Raw genomic sequence first — 18,597 nt, 5'->3', positions numbered from 1 at the left:
ACTCGGGGTTTGCGCTTGAACCATGTGGCAATGAATTGCCTGGTTTCTTACCGGCGCACAAACGCACAAGGCCGCCAATCCAGAAGATTGGCGGCCTTGTGTTCGAGCGGGATGATTCAATCCGAAGCGTTAACCGGATATCACGTCTCACGCAGTTACTTACAACTGCGCTGGACGCTCAACACGACATTCTCACGCCCCGGGTTTTTCACCGTACCAGCGCGGGGTGTAAACCCAGACGCCGCCGTCGCCGCGCGGGAAGGTGCAGGTGGTCGAAGAACCAATCAACACCATGGTGCGCATATCCACTTGCTCGGGGGTTAAGGCGCCGAGTGTCGTGGTGCGCAGGGTCTGGCCCGGACGGCCGATGTCGCGGCCCAACACCACGGGTGTTTGCGGCGTGCGATGCTGCGCGACAATCTCCAGCGCCCGGCCCAGTTGCCACGGACGCGCCCGGGAGATCGGGTTGTAGAACGCCAACGCCAGATCCGCTTCAGCGGCCAGATCCAGACGTTTTTCGATGATCGACCAAGGCTTGAGATTGTCCGACAGCGACATCACGCAGAAGTCATGGCCCAGTGGCGCACCGGCCTGTGCGGCGGTGGCCAGCGAAGCGGAAACACCTGGGAGCATTTCCAGATCGACGCTGTGCCACGCCGGGTCCGTAGACTCGTGCAAGGCTTCGAGCACCGCCGCCGCCATGGCGAACACGCCGGGATCACCCGATGACACAACAATCACCGAGCGCCCCTCGGCGGCCAGCCTGAAGGCGTGACGGGCGCGCTGCATCTCTTCGCGGTTATCGGTGCAGTGCTGCACTTGATCGTCGCGAAACGGCCCGGCCATGCGTACGTAGGTTTCGTAGCCGAGCACATCGGTGGCGCGGGCCAGTTCGGCTTTGACTGCCGGCACCATCAGTTCGGCAGCGCCGGGGCCGAGGCCGATCACGGCGAGACGGCCGCGTGGCCGGCCAATGCTGGAAACCTCCAAAGGCTGTTCGGCGACCGCGATCGCCATGCCGTGGCTGACCACAACTTTAGCCTCAGGCACTGCGGCACGTGCCAGAGTTTCGATGTCGCTTTGCGCCGCAACGAAGCGCAGCGGCACACCCAGCTCAAGCGCCGCTTCACGCAAAACTGGCGCAGCCATTTGCGTCTCGCTGGCCAACAGACAGGCCAGCGACTGCACGGCGATTTGCGCCTGCTGCAACGCCCGGCGAACGGCATTCGCCAGATCAGCTGTTTCGGCACTCACCGCCAGCGCCACGCTGCGTGGATAGATCAGTAACTCATTGGCACTCGCTTCACGCGCGACACTGCCGACATGAATCGAACGCTGCGCCTGCGGATCTTCCGGCAATTGCGCCTGATCCAGCCACGGCGCCGCGCCTTCGATGCGCACGCTGTGACCGGCCAACAGGTCGGAGACAAAACGCTTGCCCAGTTCCAGATCGCCCAGGGCGTAACCGCTCGGAGGGTTGAGCAGGCACGTGCCAAAACGCAACTCGCCGCTGGTGGTGATCGCGGCTGCGACTTGCAGCCCGGCAGCGATGTCGCGCGCCATGACATTCACTCCGCCGAGGCCACCCAACAGCGGCACCACGGCGCTGCCGTCTTCGGCCACGGCGAGTACCGCAGGCTCGGCGCCCTTTTCCAGCAACAGCGGCGCCAGCGTACGGATGACGATGCCGGCCGCGCACAGGGCAATGATCGGCGTGTCCTGCTGATACAGCGCGCGCAGGGTCGAGCCGAACTCCTGATAGGTGCAATCGGCGCCTTCGACGCGCCCGGCGAGGCCGTGGATCTGCGCTGCCGGATAGACCTGCTGAATGCGCCGCGCGGTGGCCAGGCTACCCTGACCGAGAATGACGATGGCTGGCGTGGATTGAGTCATCAGCCTTGCCACCGTTCGCCCGGCACGATGATCAGCGAGAAGTACGGCGACGACATCGGCTCGACCTGATCCATCGGCACGATTTTCTGATTGGCCATGGTCGCGCGCTCGACATAAAGCGCGCGTTCGGCCAGACCGAGTTCTTCGAGGACCTGACGCACTTTGGGGAAATTGCGCCCCAGCTTCATGATCACCGCCGCGTCGGCATCGGCCAGACGCCGCTTCAACTCTTCATGGGGCAACACGCCCGAGAGCACCGACAGGCTCTGATTGCGATACACCAGCGGCGCGCCGAGCACCGAAGCGCCGCCCAGCATCGAGCACACGCCCGGCACCACTTGGGCTTCATAACGAGTGGCGAGGCGATCGTGCAGGTACATGTAGGAGCCGTAGAAGAACGGATCACCTTCACAAATCACCGCCACATCGCGACCGGCATCCAGGTGTGCGGCGAGCGTCTCGGCGGCTTCGTCGTAGAAATCGCTGATGACCTGCTCATAGGACAGCGGCGCCGGCAGCGCTTCGGTGGTCACCGGGTAGACCAACGGCAACAGGTTCTGCGCCTGTTGCAGATGCGCTTCGATGATGCCGAACGCGTTGCCCTTTTTGCCTTTGGCAACGAAGTACGCCACCACCGGCGATTCGCGCAGCAGGCGCAGGGCTTTGACGGTAATCAGCTCCGGATCCCCCGGGCCGACGCCCAGGCCAAGCAAACGTCCTTTGGCCTGCATCATTCGATCTCCGTGGCGAGGGCATTGACGGCGGCGGCGGCCATGGCGCTGCCACCGAGGCGGCCTTGCATGATCACGAACGGCACGCCACGGCTGTCGGCGGCCAGGGCGGCTTTCGACTCGGCGGCACCGACGAAGCCGACCGGGAAGCCGAGGATCAGCGCCGGTTTCGGTGCGCCGGCGTCAAGCATTTCCAGCAGATAAAACAGTGCGGTCGGCGCGTTGCCGATTACCACTACGCTGCCTTCCAGATGCGGACGCCACAGCTCCAGTGCGGCGGCGGAACGGGTGTTGCCCAGCTCGCGCGCCAACTCCGGCACGCTCTCGTCACGCAAGGTGCAGATCACTTCGTTGTTGGCCGGCAGGCGCGCACGGGTCACACCTTCGGAGACCATCCGCGCATCGCAGAGGATCGGCGCACCGGCGGCGAGCGCATCGCGCCCGGCCTTGCCCGCACCTTCGGAGAACTGCAGACCGTCAATGGCCTCGACCATGCCGCAGGCGTGAATCACCCGCACCGCGAGTTTTTCCAGATCGGCCGGGATGCGCGCCAGATTGGCCTCGCGGCGAATGATCGCGAAGGAGTTGCGATAAATCTCCTGACCATCGCGGATGTAATCAAGCATCAAAGGGGCTCCGAGAGCGGGCGGCGAGCAGGGTCGCGGCCGCTTCAATAGTAAGGTTGCGTGCGTGCAGCGCGCCGAAACCCGGCTGCGTTGCATCGCGAAAATAGAGGTCGTAATGACCGGCACTGACGGCCAGCAACGTCGCCGGGGCACAGTGGGCGGCAGCGCAAGAACGCGTGCAGCCACTGAGATGCACGTTGACGGCCGTGGGCAGCAACGTCGCCAGATGGCGGGCGTCCTGCTTGGTGTCGGCCAGGCCTTTGCCGCAGCCACTGGCACCGGTGCAAGCGATCAGGCGTGAGAGGGGCTCGGTAGCGCGGGTCAACAGGTTCAGGTGCTCAAGGCCTTCCAGCACCTGAGCCGCATCACTTGCTTTGACGTCCGGCACCAGCAGGCTTTGCCAAGGCGTAAAACGCAGGCTGCCATTGCCGAACTGGCGGGCCAGTTGCGCAGCCCCGCGCAGCATCGCCGGATCGAGACGGCCCAGCGCCGGCACCGCACCGATATACACCTGACCCGCAGTGTTTTGCGGATGAACACCGATGTGCAGATCGTCCGCCTCGGCGGTGCGCTGCCAATCGCTGATCGGCTTGATCGGCAAACGTGCGCTCAGTTGTTGCAGAAACGCCGGCATCGGCAATTCATCGAGCAAATGACGCATGCGCGTCTGCTCGGGACGCGCCAACGCCAGGAACAACTCCAGCACCGCCACCACCAACGCATGGCCGTGCTCCAGCGCCACCGCGCCGACCGCGCGATCCGTCGGGCATCCGGCCAGGCCGAACGCCAGCCAGGTTTTGCCGTCACGCGCGAACGCCGACAACCACAGGTCGTGGGGATGTTCGAGCATCGCCAGCGCTTCACCGCCATCCAGTTGCACGGCGAATTTGGCGCTCAGCTCGTGGAACCGTGGATGGTTTTGCAAAGTATCGAGGATCTGCCCGGCGAGTCTGCGCGTGTCGATCTGCATCTGCCGATCAATGCCGGCAGCGGGGCTGAGCATCAGGTTGCGCACATCGTCACCGGCCGCAGTGCGCGGGCCGAGACCGGCGGCGAGCAAGCGTTCGATCAGTGCCGCAGATTGCTCACCGATCCCGCGAATCTGCAGATTGGCACGGTTGGTCGCCTCGATCGCCGCGCCGAACTGTTCGGCAGCATCGGCCACCGCGTCGGCCTGATCGGCACTGATCGAACCGCCATTGAGCTTGATCCGGCAGATGCCGCCGTCCAGTGCCTGGACGATACGCAGCAACCCCGGGCAGGCCGAGGGGCGTAAGGCGGTGGACATCGGGCGTTCGTTCAAGGGGCTGACCGGCTGCGTGGGAAAGGCGCTTCGCGGGCGAAGGCGCGGTATTATGCCTGCTTTGTCCGCTGGCATGAAAAGACTGCCCGTCGGAACGGCGTGTTTAGAGGAATATAGATGTCACCCTGGCTGACGGTAGTGGGAATCGGTGAAGACGGCTTCAAGGGCTTGGGCAAAAACGCCCGGCGTGCCCTGCTGGGCGCCTCGCGGATCGTCGGAGGCCAGCGTCAACTGGATTTGCTGCCGGTGTGTATTCGCGGCGAACGCCAGTTGTGGCCGCGCCCGTTCTCCCTCGCACCGGTGCTGGAACAGCGTGGCGAAGCAGTTTGCGTATTGGCCAGCGGTGACCCGATGTTCTACGGCGTCGGTGCCAGCCTCGCCCGCCAGGTGCCAAGTGAAGAGATGCTGATCCTGCCCGCCCCGTCGTCCTGCGCGCTGGCCGCCGCCCGTCTCGGCTGGCCATTGCAGGAGGTGGTGACGCTGTCGCTGGTGGCCCGACCGCTGGCGGCGCTCAATGCGCAATTGTTCAGCGGCGTGCGCCTGTTGTTGCTGAGCAACGATGGCCAGAGCCCGGCGGCGGTCGCGCAATTGCTCGGCGAGCGCGGCTTCGGTTCGAGTCGCATGAGCGTGCTTGAGCATCTTGGCGGTGACGCCGAACGGCGCATCGACAGCACCGCCAATGCCTGGAATGCCGCGTCCGTGGCCGACCTCAATGTCATCGCCATCGAATGTCTGGCCGACGCACAGGCCCCGCGCCTTTCGCGTCTCGCCGGACTGCCGGATTCGGCCTTCCAGCATGACGGCCAGTTGACCAAACGCGACGTGCGCGCCATCACCCTCGCCCGCCTCGCCCCGACCCCCGGCGAATTGCTTTGGGATGTCGGCGCCGGCAGCGGTTCGATCGGTATCGAGTGGATGCGTACGCATCCGAGCTGCCGCGCCTTGGCCATCGAAGCCGATGATGGTCGCCAGCAATTGATCGAGCACAACCGCGATGCACTGGGCGTGCCGGGCCTGCAACTGATTCGTGGCAAGGCACCGCAGGCACTCGCGGGACTGGAACGCCCGGACGCCATCTTCATCGGCGGCGGCGTCACCCGTGAGGGCGTGTTCGAAACCTGCTGGGAACAGCTCAAACCCGGTGGCCGTCTGGTCGCCAACGCGGTGACGCTGCAAAGCGAAATGGCCCTGATGAACTGGCGCGAACGCTTCGGCGGCGAGCTGACGCGTATCCATGTCGCCCAAGCGCAGCCGCTCGGCGAGTTCGACACCTGGCGCCAGGCGCTGCCGATCACCCTGCTCGATCTGGTCAAACCCCTCGATGCGTGACGAAACCGCCGAACAACCCGCGCCCCTGCGCAGCGGCCTGACCACCGGTAGCTGTGCCACCGCGACCAGCCTGGCCGCCGCGCGCCTGTTGCTCAGCGGACTGGCGGCCGATGCGGTGCAGATCGTCTTGCCCAAAGGCAAACAAGTGCAGATGCGTCTGGAGTTCTGCCGGTTGACCGATGATGGCGCCGAGGCCGGCACGATCAAGGATGCTGGCGACGATCCCGACGTGACTCACGGCGCGTTGCTCTATTCGCGCGTGCGGCTGCTGAGTGAACCGGGGATTCGTTTCAATGCCGGCGCCGGCGTGGGCACCGTAACGCGGCCGGGACTGGTGCTGGGTGTCGGCGAGCCGGCAATCAACCCGGTGCCACGCAAGATGATCAGTGATCACCTGACACTGCTTGCCACCGAAACCGGTTATGCCGGCGGCTTCGACGTCACGGTCAACGTCGAGGGCGGCGAAGCGCTGGCGCTGAAAACCATGAATCCGCGACTGGGCATTCTTGGCGGTTTGTCGATCCTCGGCACCAGCGGCATTGTCCGGCCATTTTCCTGCGCGGCTTACATCGCCTCGATCCATCAAGGCATCGATGTGGCGAAAACCAATGGTTATCTGCACATCGCCGCGTGCACCGGCAATGCCAGCGAGGACACCATGCGCCGGGTCTACAACCTGCCGGAAATCGCCCTGATCGAAATGGGCGACTTCGTCGGCGCGGTGCTCAAGCATTTGCGCAAAGTGCCTGTGGATAAACTCAGCCTGTGCGGCGGCTTCGGCAAGATCAGCAAACTGGCGGCCGGACACATGGATCTGCACTCGCGGCATTCAAGTATCGACTTGCCGCAACTGGCTGAGTGGGCCGCGGCGATTGGTGCCGAAGAGGCGTTGCAGCAAAGCATTCGTGAGGCCAATACCAGCCAGCAGGCATTGGCCATGGCCAGTGCAGCGGGGATCGCCCTCGGTGATGAGGTCTGCCGCCATGCGTTGAATTTCGCCCGCAGCGTGGTGCCGCCGCAGGTGCAGGTCGAGGTGTTTGCGATTGATCGTCAGGGCGGCATTGTCGGGCATGCCGGAGGTTTTGCATGAAGCGCATATTGCTGCTCGGCGGCGTGACCGAAGCATTGGCGATTGCCCGTACGCTCGGGCCAGAACATATCTACAGCCTCGCCGGTGTTGGCCGGGTGCCGACGGATCTGACCTGTCAGGTCCGCGTCGGTGGTTACGGTGGCGCTGAGGGTCTGGCGCAATTCATTCGTGACGAAGGCATCGAGCTGTTGCTCGACGCCACGCATCCCTATGCCGCACAGATCAGCCAGAACGCCGCGACCGCCGCGCGACTGACCGACATCCCCTGCTGGGCGCTGCGCCGTCCGGCCTGGCAGCCGCAGCCCGGTGATGACTGGCGCGAAGTCAGCGACTGGGCCGAGTTGATCACCGCCCTCAAACCGTTTCGCCGACCGCTGTTCACCCTCGGCCGCGAACCGCTGCAGCACCTCGAAGAAATCCCTGCTGAGCAGTTCTGGACCCTGCGCGCCCTCGACGTCTACCCGGGCAATGAACGCTGCGAAGTGATCGGTGCGCGGGGGCCGTTTCTGCTGGAGGATGAGCGAGCGCTGTTCGAGCGGCAGCAGATCGATGTGTTGATCAGCAAGAACAGCGGCAGCACCGCCACCGAGCCGAAGCTGGAAGTGGCGCGCGAGCGTGGGGTGCCGGTGGTTGTGTTGAAGCGACCGGGGTTGCCGGGGGTTGATCGGGAGTTTCGATCAGCGTCTGAAGTCCTTGAAGCCCTGACGTCGTAAGACTTTTCATCATTCCGTATTTATCTGTGAATTTACCTGCAAATTTTGAGGACGCAGCCGACTGTTCTTCACTACACCCTCACTCCAATACTTCGGTTCCTTTAATCCCCACAAGCAGCCAGCCGAGAAAAGCGGCTTGCCAGCTTGTATCCCAAGGAATACGATCCCGACATGATCGCTTTTGAACGATCCCGCATATTTTCCGAATGGCTCGACTCCTTAAAAGACATCAAAGGGAAAGGCCGAATCATCTCCAGGATTAAAACAGCCGAACATGGCAACTTCGGCGATTGCGGCTTCGTCGGTGACACCGTTTATGAAATGCGTGTTCATTACGACCCTGGTTACAGAATGTACTTCACACGTAAAGGCGAAGTGATTTATCTGCTGTTGATCGGGGGCGACAAATCGACACAAAAGAGAGATATCAAACGCGCCGTGCAAATGGCTCATAACATCGGAAATGAGGAGTAAATCATGACCGAAGAATTCGCCCGTTTTGACGCCGTCGAGTACCTCAAGACTCCCGAGGATATGGCGGCATATCTGGATGCCTGTTTTGACGACGATGAAGGCGATGGCGTTCTGATTCGTGCAGCACTCAATGACATCGCCCGAGCTCAAGGCATGACACAAGTGGCGCGGGATGCAGGTTTGGGTCGCGAAAGTCTTTATAAAGCGCTCAGTAGCACTGGCAATCCCGAATTCGCAACTATCATGAAAGTCATGAAGGCTCTGGGTTTGCGATTGCATGCCGTAACACTGTGAAGGCGCTGCGACACCAAACCGCACGACGCTTTTTTACTTATCGGCCCTGATCAGGCTAAATAGCCGCGCCTGATCGCCCACCCAATGGATCTGTCCCATGAACCGACACCGGCCAGCAATTGCCTGGATCGCCTGCTTTGCAGTGCTGTTCAACATGCTCGCCATGCCGATGACGGGAGCGATGGCGCAGGCGGCCAATTCACCGGCCGAACAGTTGCTCTGGAGCAGTTTCTGCACCGGCAGCGGGACGAAGATGGTGGCGATCAACATCGGCACCACCGATCAAAAGGCCCCGAGCAACGACAATCATTCGAACATGCAGCATTGCTGGTGTTGCTCAGGCTCGGCGCCACTGGTGGCGTTGCCGGGGCATTCGCCGCAGCTGTATTTCGCCCGCTACGAAAGCAATCGCAGTGTGGCGCCCGCCTTGCTGCAAACACCCACGCCGCGCCAGCAATGGCCGAGTCTCAATCCCCGCGCTTCCCCTCTGGTTTGATTTGTTCGCGCAATTGACCTGCGTTTCAAATCGTTCTGGAGAACTGCCATGTTGAACAAACTCATCATCGTCGCTGCGCTGCTGTTGCCGGCGTGCTTTGCCCATGCTCACGAATACAAAGTTGGGGAACTTGAGATCGCCCATCCGTGGTCGCAAGAGTTGCCGCCGAACGCACCGACGGTCGCCGCCTATTTCATCATTCACAACGCCGGCAAGACGGACGACCGCCTGGTCAGCGTCGACTCGCCTATCGCTCCCGAAGCGCAACTGCACGAACACGTGATGCAGGGCGATCTGATGAAGATGCAACAAGTGCCGAGCGTGGCCATTCCGGCCGGCGGCAACGTGACGTTTGCGCCAATGGCCTATCACGTGATGCTGCTCAACCCGAAAGACCGCAGCCTGCTCAGCGACGGCAAGCGCTTCCCGCTGACGCTGCATTTCGACAAGGCCGGTGACGTCACCGTCGAAGTCTCGGTGCAGAAGAAACCGCCGGAAACCACGCAGGCCCACGCGCACGCCCAGTAAGCCTTCCGGCAGACTCCGCCCATGCGCCCGCTGAGCGCCAGGCCCTCCCGGCAACGCCGTCAGACTCAACACCTGACTCGCGGCAGCTGGATCGCCCTGTTCGCCATGTTGATGATTTTCATCGGCCCACTGATTTCTCAGTCGATGCCGATGGATCAACACGCCTCGACATCGATGCCGTTGAGCATGGACATGTCGATGGACATGCCGGGCATGGATCACGCGGGCCATGATGCAAAACCGAGCGCCGAACACTGCCCACCGCAATCCTCGCACCACGTGCTGTGGGAAAAGTGCGGCTACTGCAGCCTGCTGTTCAACTGCCCGGCGCTGACTGGGGGCGGTGATTTCGTCGCCTTCAACATCCCGCCGCTGAACACCTTCACCCCGCCCTCCCCGCGCCTGGGCCACGCCCGGCAGACCTTCTTCCCCGGCGCCCGCACCCGCGCCCCGCCCATCGCAGCGTAAACACGCACCTTTGATTGCACACGGTTGAGAAGACAGCTTCAGGCTGCCGGCCGTGTCGTTTACGACTGTTTGATGGAAATTGTCATGTCCAGGTTTTCTGCTGTTCCACGCTCGGGCGTTGCCCCGGCGTCCTTCGCTCTGAACGAATCGCGGGTTCGTTTCAGGCACGCTACCGCCGTCCTTTGCGGCGTCCTGCTGTCACCGCTGGTACTGGCCGATGATCACGCCGGCCACCAGGAAGAACTGAGCCCTACGGTGATTACCGCGATCGCCCCGAGCTCACCGCTGACCATCGTCACCAACCCCAAAGACCCGCGCCAACCGGTGCCGGCCAGTGATGGCGGCGATTATCTGAAGACCATTCCGGGCTTTGCGCTGGTGCGCAATGGCGGCACCAACGGCGATCCGGTGCTGCGCGGCATGTTCGGTTCGCGCCTGAACATCCTCACCAACGGCAGCATGATGCTCGGCGCCTGCCCCGGCCGAATGGACGCGCCGACTTCGTATATCTCGCCGGAAACCTACGACAAACTCACCGTGATCAAAGGCCCGCAAACGGTGCTTTACGGCCCCGGCGCGTCGGCGGGTACGGTGCTGTTCGATCGTGAGCCAGAGAGCTTCGGCGAACTCGGCACCCGCGTGAACGCAAGCATTCTGGCCGGCTCCCACGGACGTTTTGACAAGGTTGTCGACGCCGCTGCCGGCGGCCCGTTGGGCTACGTGCGCGTGATCGGCAACACCGCGCATTCCGACGATTACCGCGATGGCAACAACGACATCGTCGCCTCACGCTACGACAAGTGGAACGGCGACATCGCAGTGGGCTGGACCCCGGACGCCGACACCCTGATCGAGCTCACCGCCGGCAAGGGCGATGGCGAAGCGCGCTACGCCGGACGCGGCATGGACGGCTCGCAATTCCTACGCGAAAGCCTCGGCCTGCGTTTCGAAAAATCCAACATCACTGACGTGCTGGAGAAACTCGAAGCGCAGGTCTACTACAACTACGCCGACCACGTGATGGACAACTACACCCTGCGCACGCCGTCCGGCACCGGGATGATGGCGGGCCCAATGGCGTCCAATGTCGACCGCCGCACCCTCGGCGCACGGATCAAGGCCACCTGGCGCTGGGCTGATATCCAACTGATCACCGGCCTCGACGCGCAGACCAACGAACACCGCCAGCGCAGCGGCATGGGCATCGATACCTACAAGGATCAGCCGTACAGCAAGGACGCCGATTTCCATAACTATGGCGTGTTCAGCGAAATGACCTGGTACGCCGCCGACCGTGATCGGCTGATCAGCGGCGCCCGCGTCGACCGCGCTTCAGCCAAGGATTACCGGCAAACCACCGGCTCGGGAATGATGTCCCGCCCCAACCCGACCGCCGACGATACCCGCGCCGACACCCTGCCCAGCGGGTTCATCCGCTACGAGCATGACCTCGCCGACAGTCCGACCACGCTCTATGCGGGCCTCGGTCACGCGCAACGCTTCCCGGATTACTGGGAGCTGTTTTCGCCCAAGTCTGGCCCGGCAGGATCGGTCAACGCGTTCGATTCGATCAAACCGGAAAAGACCACTCAGTTCGACTTTGGCGTGAACTACAAGAGCGCCGAACTTGAAGCTTGGGCCTCGGGTTATATCGGCGTGGTGCGCGATTACATCCTCTTTGATTACACCCCGGGAATGATGGGCATGAGCACCTCGCGCGCCGAGAACATTGACGCGCGAATCATGGGCGGTGAACTCGGTGCCGCGTACAGACTCACCGACCACTGGAAAGCCGATGCGACCCTGGCCTACGCCTGGGGCAAGAACAGCAGCGATGGCAAAGCACTGCCGCAGATGCCGCCGCTGGATGCACGCTTCGGTCTGACCTATAGCGAAGACAACTGGAGCGCTGGCGCACTGTGGAGGGTGGTTGCCGCGCAAAATCGTATCGATCAGAACAAGGGCAACGTGGTCGGCAAGGATTACGACAAGAGTTCGGGCTTCGGCGTGTTCTCACTCAACGGTGCCTACCGGATCAACAAGAACTGGAAGGTCAGCAGCGGCGTCGACAACCTGTTCGGCAAGGCTTACGCCGAACACCTGAACCTGGCGGGCAACGCCGGATTCGGCTACCCGGCCAATGACCCGCAAGCGATCAATGAGCCGGGGCGCACGCTCTGGACCAAGGTCGACATGAGTTTCTAACAGCATCGCCAGCAGGCTGGCTCCCACTGTAGGAGTGAGCCTGCTCGCGATCGGTTGCGCAGCAACCGCCAATGACAACTAGAAGATCCAAGCCAAGCGGAGCACACGTGATGAAACAGCCCAAACCGAATTTCTACAACCTGGCCTGGCGTTGGCATTTTTACGCCGGTCTCTTCGTCGCCCCGTTCATGGTGATGCTGGCCCTGACCGGCATCATTTATCTGTTCAAACCGCAGCTCGATTCGTTGATGTACAGCAGCCTGCTCAATGTCCCCGCCGGCCATCACACTGTCCCGGCCGATGACCTGCTGCAGCGGGTGAAAAGCGCTTATCCACAAGGCCAGGTCACCCAATACCTGCCACCGGTCAACGCCGAGCGCAGCGCACAGTTTGTGGTGAAGAACGCCGGCCACGAACTCAACGTATTCGTCGATCCATACCACGGTGACATCCTTGGCGAGCAGGATGCCAAGCAGAATCTGCAAGCCATCGCCCGCGCCATCCACGGTGAGTTGATGATCGGCACCGTCGGTGACCGCCTCATCGAAATGGCCGCCGGCTGGGGCGTGGTGCTAGTGGTGTCGGGACTTTTCCTGTGGTGGCCACGTGGTCAGGCCGCGGGCATTCTGTGGCCACGGCTGAACAGTCGCGGCCGCGTGCTGTGGCGTGATCTGCACGCGGTCACCGGGTTCTGGGGCGCCACACTGTTGCTGGTAATGTTGCTCAGTGGCATGACCTGGACCGGTTTCTGGGGCAAGCAATACGCCCAGGTGTGGAACGTGTTCCCGGCGGCGATGTGGGACAACGTGCCGACCTCCGACATCGAGGCCCGAACCCTTAACACCGCCACCCGCCAGACTGTGCCATGGGCGATGGAAAACACGCCGATGCCAATGTCCGGCGACCACGCCGAACACATGAACCACGGCGCCAGCAACGCCGGCCCCGCAGCACCCGCCATCCGCCTGCAAGACGTGCAAAACATTGCAACCCAACGCAAGGTCGAGCCGGGCTACAGCATCACCCTGCCGACCACCGCCACCGGTGTGTTCACCATCGCTGTGTTCGCCGATGACCCGCGCAACGATGCGACCTTGCATGTCGATCAGTACACCGGCAAGGTCCTCGCCGATGTGCGTTTCGAACATTACGGCACTGTGGCGCGGGCCACGGAAATCGGCGTGATGCTCCACGAAGGCAAGATGTTCGGCACCTTCAACCAGATCGTCGTGCTGCTGATCTGTCTGATGATTCTGCTCAGTGCCGTCAGTGGTGTGGTGATCTGGTGGAAGCGTAGGCCACAGGGCAAATTCGGCGTACCGCCGCTGCGTCATGACTTGCCGAAATGGAAAACCGGCGTGGTAATCATGTTGGCGCTGGCGGTGGTGTTCCCGTTGGTGGGGGCTTCGCTGGTGGTCGTCTGGTTGCTGGATCGATTGCTGCTATCGCGCATTGACCGGCAACCTGAGTCTGCCTCGACGTAAATCTGACTCAATGTGGAGTGGCCGCCGACGGCGGCACACTCCTGCCGTGTAGCCACTGGATCGAACGTTACAACTCGTCCCTGACTCGCGCACCACCCTCCGTTACAGGCTGCTGGCGACGCACTCTCCAGCCGGCGCCCATTCGTCCGGTCTGACGCCAGTAATGCCCGGCGACCAGCACCCTGAATTCACCCAGCTCCATGAGTTGTGAAACAAACTCGCCCGGACTCAGCCGGCTGACCCAGCGCCCCGCTTCGAAATCCACAGGCCGGGCCAGCAGCAAATCCCTCTCGGCCTGCGAGTAAACGGGTGTGTACCTGATCAACACGTGGTTCGGCGTTGAGTAGTAATAATCCTCAATGTCGAAACCCTGGTTCTTCAGTTCATGCGTATGCGCATGCACCCGGGCAGGCGAAGCGAAATTTGCTCTGACATCATCAGTGTCCGGTGCGAGCGTGGTATTGCCCGACAGATGGAACTGGTGGCTGGCCACGAGTGTGTAGCCATTGGGGTAACGCGCCGCCGGATTGCGCCAACTGATCGTCGGATCACTCGACGAGCGAAATATCCGCAGGACAGGATCCTCGGCATGGGCAGACCAGACTATTGGCTCGAGCGGGACAAATCGACTGCTGGTCGACCGCGCCAGGATCGCGCCTTCGTAGCCGGTTTCACTGTGACCGGAATCGTCCGTGCGTTGTTGCGCATAGCGGGCGGCATCGTCAGGGTGATGAAAAATCGGTCCCAGCGCCGGCACCGGGTTATCTCGCCATCGCTGCTCGCTGGAAGTATCGGCCATACGCGGTTGCCAATGCTCATCCACTTGACCCTGCCGCGACCAGTAGTCGCTGGTTTCTATCACGTCGAGCCGGCCGGCCTTGGCCATCCGGTGCACGTAGTCTGTAAATCTGAATCGGCCACTGGCAATGTCACGTTCATCGATCGCTGCCTGTTCACGCGACACAAACGCATTGGGGCGCAACTCAACCTGCCCGAAAGCGTCGTAGAACACGCCGGGTTCAAACGCATGCAATTTCAGCTTCAACAACGCGTCATCGGCACAGGAGATATAGATCGGTCTGTACCCCCGCGGCGTACTGGCCTGTCGGCAGGCTTGCTGAACATCGTTGGGAAGTACAAAGACATTTCGCATATCGTCAGGCCGTGCGCCGAGCGGAGGCAGCGCTGCGCGCAGATAAATCGAATCCTGCTCAAACCCTGAAGGCAGTCTTGCCTGTTCGAATACTCGATCCACAGCCAGGCCAGAGCGTTGCACATCAACGGGCAGGCTGGCGAGGAACAAGCCATCCCGAGAACGCAGCATGAATCCGAACGTCTGGGTGTCCCTGCTCACTGAGGCTTCATGAACATACCGGGCAACAGCATCTGCTTGAACGAACACTGGGCTGCAAAGTGGTGCGCTCGCGGCTCTGGTGTAATCCATTAGAGGCTGCAGATCAGCAAAGAAAGGAACCCAGCGACTGATCTGGCGGGGCAAACCCCAGATTTCACTGCCGATGACAATTTGCAAGTAACCGGCCTTTGCCAAGGCGTCGACCCATTCACTCGGTTTCAGCTTGGCGCTACGTATGTTCTGTTTTATCGCATCGCCATCAAGGGACGCAGGAAGCGTTTTGTAATCCGTCAGAGCTGCCAAGAGATCTGCGCGCAGACGATCCCATATTCCTGGCTGATAGCGGATCAACGAACCGTCGGGGCCGAACAGGTATTCATCCCATGCCACTCTTGGTAGCCGCTTGAAGGATGAGTACACGGTGTCGACGGACAGCATGTTCAGATAGATCTGCTTCTCAATACGAGAAAAAATGACCGACAGCTCCCTGGCCACTCTGGATCGATAACGCGCCGTGATAATACAGCCATCAGGAAATACCCCGGCGCCCTTGCTTTCATCCGGAAAAATCTCGGTGATGTCGAAATCCTCCCGCGACACCTTGATGGGCGCAGAGGCTACGTAAAGGCCGTCGGGGCGTTTCAGAATGACGCCGCCAAAAGGTTTGTCCGTGACCAGCGGCAAGCTCGATCTGGCAAACGCTGCGGCATCGTCAGCACTCTGAAAAACCGGGCCGAGCCAGCGCCGCTGCAGATTCGCGTAGGGCTGCCACGTTGGCCTGACCATTCCTGACCGATCCCAGCACGCGCTTGTTCGCAACACCGAGAGTTCGCCACTTTCAGCGACCGTATGGACGAAATCCGTCGGCAGCCACTCGCCGGACGCGAGCCCTCGCTTGATCGAGTCGAGTGTTGTCTGAGACGTGTCGTCATGGAACAACTTGCTTGCCTGACTCCTCGCATACTTGAGCAGAGCACCGTCCCGAGTGGCAAGATAAAACGCGGCGGGGCTTGAAGCGATTACAGGCCGACGGCGACCGTAGTGCATGGCTGTTGTCAGGATGTCTGGCGAAACAAAATACTGCGCCAGCCAGTCTTCAGGGCTGCTCGAAGATGCTTCTACTTTCTGATGCGCATAAAAGCTCCCATACATGTCGAAGCCTTCCGGGTATTGATGCCACGGCGCCGACCGTCGAGAGGCGAACACCAACGCCTGCCGAAAAAGATTGCTGTCTTGACCGCTGACTGGAAACAGTTCCGTGCCGATGTATTCCTCCCGATCCTTGTGCTTGAGGATGAATCCGAACCAGGCACGGTTCTCATCGTGCAAACGCCTGTCGCCAGCAAAGAGATACTGTGCCGCGTCGTCCGCCGAAGAACAGACAGGACCGTACAGGACGAACTCAGGCCGCTTCCATGGCAAAGGCCGAGGAGAAGATGGCCGGGGCGAAGACGACGAAGGATACGGGGGCAGCGACGGCTGAGGCAGGGACGGCGTAGGGAGTGCAGGTATGGGTGACGTCGGTTCTGCAGAGGTTGATCCGGCGGATTCTGACATGCTCCAGCCCGGTAATATTTGGCCGCGATGGCCCCACAACTCGTTGTCCGTCAGGTTGAACAGCCAGCCGGCGGCGGCCTGCTCCCTGATGAAGTCTTGCGGTCGCTTGCTGCCCTTGTCCAGACCTAGAGCCAATGGACCGGGATGCACGCGTGTTCCCAGGTGTCGCGCCAGATCCTTCGAAGCCGGGGTTGCGTAAGGTGCAAACCTGACCAGACTGTTCATGGCAGCAGAGCAATACAGAACGGTGTTATCGAGCAATACCTGCCGCACCTCTTCTACACTCAACATTTGCAGGCTTAGTAACGCCTCCTGGAGCGTCCACTTCCGGGAACTGATATTGACCGGCTCAAGCTGCGTGAGCGCGACGTGGGAGACATATCGGGCATGCACCACGTGGTCGTCAGGGAAAACCGGACGCCCTCGATTATCCCGAGGATAAAGTCGCCCCTGGTCCAGCACATCGATATCCCCTTCCAACGGCTCGGTGACCACAAAGCGTGTGTCGCTGCGCTGAAATACATAGCCTGCGTACTGGCGGTCACGGCGAATGCCGACTTGTTCGTGGGCATACCGAACGGCGTCATCGGCGGATAAAAACGCCTGACTCAATGGCGGCCAAGGGAAGTTCGCGAAGGGTATCCATTCCAGGCCCACCCTCCCCAAACGTGCCCAGAGCGCGCTGCCCCGCAACACCTCAAGCCGGCCCGCCAGTATCAGCATCGAGACAAATTCCCGTGGCGACAATGCTCCAGTCAGCAACCTGGATTGCACCCCGGCGTCGGTGATCGACCCGTCGGAATGCTCGACGCTCAGTGCCGCTTCTATCTCGCTGCCGCTGAAGCTGTACTTCAACATGGACGCATCGTTGGCCTGCATGTACAGCGACAAAGGTCGACCGGCCACAGCCAATTGCTGACTCCTCTTGTGACACGAAATGGCCAGAGCAATGTCCTGTGGCGTGAAGAAGTTCTCGTAGAGCCACGGCTGAGCAGGAGTGAGCCGCGAAGGGTCAGGACGGGAGGCGTAGTAAAAACCTTCCAGCCTATAGCCTTCAGGCAACCGTAATTGACCGTCATCACCCGCCGCAAAGATCTTCGCTGGATCCCATGACGCGAGCCCGAACGGACGTGCATGGGTCGCGACATACTCATTGCCAGCAGTCTTCTTCAGCAGTAACCCCGAGTCCTGTGCACCTCTTGATTTCAGTGCAGCGAGTACCGCCCGCTCGACAGTGGAGCAAATGCGGGTCAGCAAAGGTAATTCGGTCACCCTGCCCGTTGAAAAACCCTGGCCTGGTTGCCAGTCCGGCGGTACGACACCCACCGAATGCCCCCAGTCTGCACTTGAAACGAGGACTTTCAGTTCACCGACAGATGCAAGCTTATTGATGATGCTCATCACGTCACGAGTCCACGGCTCACGCCCTGGTCGTGCACCTGCCTCGTGCCAACGGTAGTAATCGAGTTCCGCTTTCGAACCACTGGGCGAATACTTGAGCAATGTTCCATCGGGGCCGGAGAGGTATGAACTACGAAAATAGGCGCGCCCATCCACATCCCCCATGAAATCGCTACTGGAGAAGAAGTTGATGAAGAGTCGCAGGTTCATTTCATCCAGTTCTGGATAGGCCTCACCTACGACATCGTGAAGAGCGGCATGGCTGTGAATGTTTGCAGCAAACCGATACCCCTTGGGCGGCTCCAGCTCTCCCAGCACATCGAAGTCGATGATGGTGCTCAAATCAAAGGTGGTGGCCTCTCCGGGTATCGGTGAAGTGGCCACGAATTTCCCATCCGGCCGCAGCAAAATCACGCTGCCATATTCCATTTCCGGCTTGGGCGGTATGCGCGTATGAACCCAATACGCAGCATCCTCCTCTGACAGAAACGGCGGACTCAGGGGAGGTAGCCTGGATTTTCGGGACTCGGTTGCGGCACGTCTGGATCGGACTGAACTATTACTCATGATAGAAACCTGCGAAGAACAATCGGGATAACGATCAAATGAGTGTGTTGCTGCACGCGCCGTGAGCCGAGGTACATGTTTATC

General features: G+C 61.3%; 15 protein-coding genes. 10 read left to right on the top strand and 5 right to left on the bottom strand.

From position 1 onward, the window contains the following. Positions 1 to 192: 192 nt before the first annotated feature. The 4 genes from cobJ to cobG are packed head-to-tail and all read right to left on the bottom strand — an operon-like array spanning position 193 to position 4,538. Positions 193 to 1,893 carry a precorrin-3B C(17)-methyltransferase gene (cobJ, locus tag CLU80_RS16710; RefSeq protein WP_099757883.1) on the bottom strand — a complete coding sequence of 567 codons (1,701 nt, stop codon included), beginning with the start codon at positions 1,891 to 1,893 and terminating at the stop codon, positions 193 to 195. Next, positions 1,893 to 2,627, bottom strand: a complete 735-nt coding sequence (locus tag CLU80_RS16705; RefSeq protein ID WP_371857758.1) for a precorrin-2 C(20)-methyltransferase — start codon at positions 2,625 to 2,627, stop codon at positions 1,893 to 1,895. Before CLU80_RS16705 ends, cobJ begins: the two co-directional genes overlap by 1 nt. After that, positions 2,624 to 3,250, bottom strand: a complete 627-nt coding sequence (locus tag CLU80_RS16700; protein WP_093430238.1) for a precorrin-8X methylmutase — start codon at positions 3,248 to 3,250, stop codon at positions 2,624 to 2,626. Before CLU80_RS16700 ends, CLU80_RS16705 begins: the two co-directional genes overlap by 4 nt. Next, on the bottom strand, positions 3,243 to 4,538 hold the full coding sequence (gene cobG / locus CLU80_RS16695) for a precorrin-3B synthase (RefSeq protein WP_286079746.1): 1,296 nt from the start codon (positions 4,536 to 4,538) through the stop codon (positions 3,243 to 3,245). The genes CLU80_RS16700 and cobG overlap by 8 nt, the downstream gene beginning before the upstream one ends. Before the next feature lie 132 nt (positions 4,539 to 4,670). Here cobG and cbiE point away from each other — a divergent pair, with 132 nt between their 5' ends. From cbiE to CLU80_RS16645, 10 genes are all read left to right on the top strand, one after another. Next, complete coding sequence (gene cbiE / locus CLU80_RS16690; protein ID WP_099757881.1) at positions 4,671 to 5,882, top strand: precorrin-6y C5,15-methyltransferase (decarboxylating) subunit CbiE; 1,212 nt, start codon at positions 4,671 to 4,673, stop codon at positions 5,880 to 5,882. Next, positions 5,875 to 6,972 (top strand): cobalt-precorrin-5B (C(1))-methyltransferase, encoded by a 1,098-nt coding sequence (locus tag CLU80_RS16685; protein ID WP_099757880.1) that lies wholly within the window; start codon positions 5,875 to 5,877, stop codon positions 6,970 to 6,972. The genes cbiE and CLU80_RS16685 overlap by 8 nt, the downstream gene beginning before the upstream one ends. Next, complete coding sequence (locus CLU80_RS16680; RefSeq protein ID WP_099757879.1) at positions 6,969 to 7,685, top strand: cobalt-precorrin-6A reductase; 717 nt, start codon at positions 6,969 to 6,971, stop codon at positions 7,683 to 7,685. Before CLU80_RS16685 ends, CLU80_RS16680 begins: the two co-directional genes overlap by 4 nt. 171 nt (positions 7,686 to 7,856) lie before the next feature. Then, positions 7,857 to 8,159, top strand: a complete 303-nt coding sequence (locus CLU80_RS16675; RefSeq protein WP_099757878.1) for a type II toxin-antitoxin system RelE/ParE family toxin — start codon at positions 7,857 to 7,859, stop codon at positions 8,157 to 8,159. A 3-nt stretch (positions 8,160 to 8,162) separates the two neighbouring features. After that, positions 8,163 to 8,453, top strand: a complete 291-nt coding sequence (locus tag CLU80_RS16670; protein ID WP_093430232.1) for an addiction module antidote protein — start codon at positions 8,163 to 8,165, stop codon at positions 8,451 to 8,453. Between the two features lie 97 nt (positions 8,454 to 8,550). Next, positions 8,551 to 8,949, top strand: a complete 399-nt coding sequence (locus tag CLU80_RS16665) for a DUF2946 domain-containing protein (RefSeq protein WP_099757877.1) — start codon at positions 8,551 to 8,553, stop codon at positions 8,947 to 8,949. A gap of 48 nt (positions 8,950 to 8,997) precedes the next feature. Further along, positions 8,998 to 9,477, top strand: a complete 480-nt coding sequence (locus tag CLU80_RS16660) for a copper chaperone PCu(A)C (RefSeq protein WP_099757876.1) — start codon at positions 8,998 to 9,000, stop codon at positions 9,475 to 9,477. 21 nt (positions 9,478 to 9,498) lie between these two features. Continuing rightward, the gene (locus CLU80_RS16655; protein WP_093430229.1) at positions 9,499 to 9,945 is read left to right on the top strand and encodes a DUF2946 domain-containing protein; all 447 of its coding nucleotides are present in this window, start codon (positions 9,499 to 9,501) and stop codon (positions 9,943 to 9,945) included. An 84-nt stretch (positions 9,946 to 10,029) separates the two neighbouring features. Continuing rightward, the gene (locus CLU80_RS16650) at positions 10,030 to 12,150 is read left to right on the top strand and encodes a TonB-dependent copper receptor (RefSeq protein WP_093430228.1); all 2,121 of its coding nucleotides are present in this window, start codon (positions 10,030 to 10,032) and stop codon (positions 12,148 to 12,150) included. A gap of 110 nt (positions 12,151 to 12,260) precedes the next feature. Continuing rightward, on the top strand, positions 12,261 to 13,634 hold the full coding sequence (locus tag CLU80_RS16645; protein WP_099757875.1) for a PepSY-associated TM helix domain-containing protein: 1,374 nt from the start codon (positions 12,261 to 12,263) through the stop codon (positions 13,632 to 13,634). A 67-nt stretch (positions 13,635 to 13,701) separates the two neighbouring features. On the opposite strand, the gene CLU80_RS16640 is transcribed toward CLU80_RS16645, so the two are convergent. Then, positions 13,702 to 18,375, bottom strand: coding sequence for a DUF4329 domain-containing protein (locus CLU80_RS16640; RefSeq protein ID WP_353616988.1), 4,674 nt, complete (start codon positions 18,373 to 18,375; stop codon positions 13,702 to 13,704). Positions 18,376 to 18,597 lie beyond the last annotated feature (222 nt).

This window comes from Pseudomonas sp. 29 (assembly GCF_002754355.1).
Lineage (GTDB): Bacteria > Pseudomonadota > Gammaproteobacteria > Pseudomonadales > Pseudomonadaceae > Aquipseudomonas > Aquipseudomonas neuropathica.
Note: the sequence above shows the minus strand (reverse complement) of the source record. Positions and strands in the feature narration are given on the sequence as shown.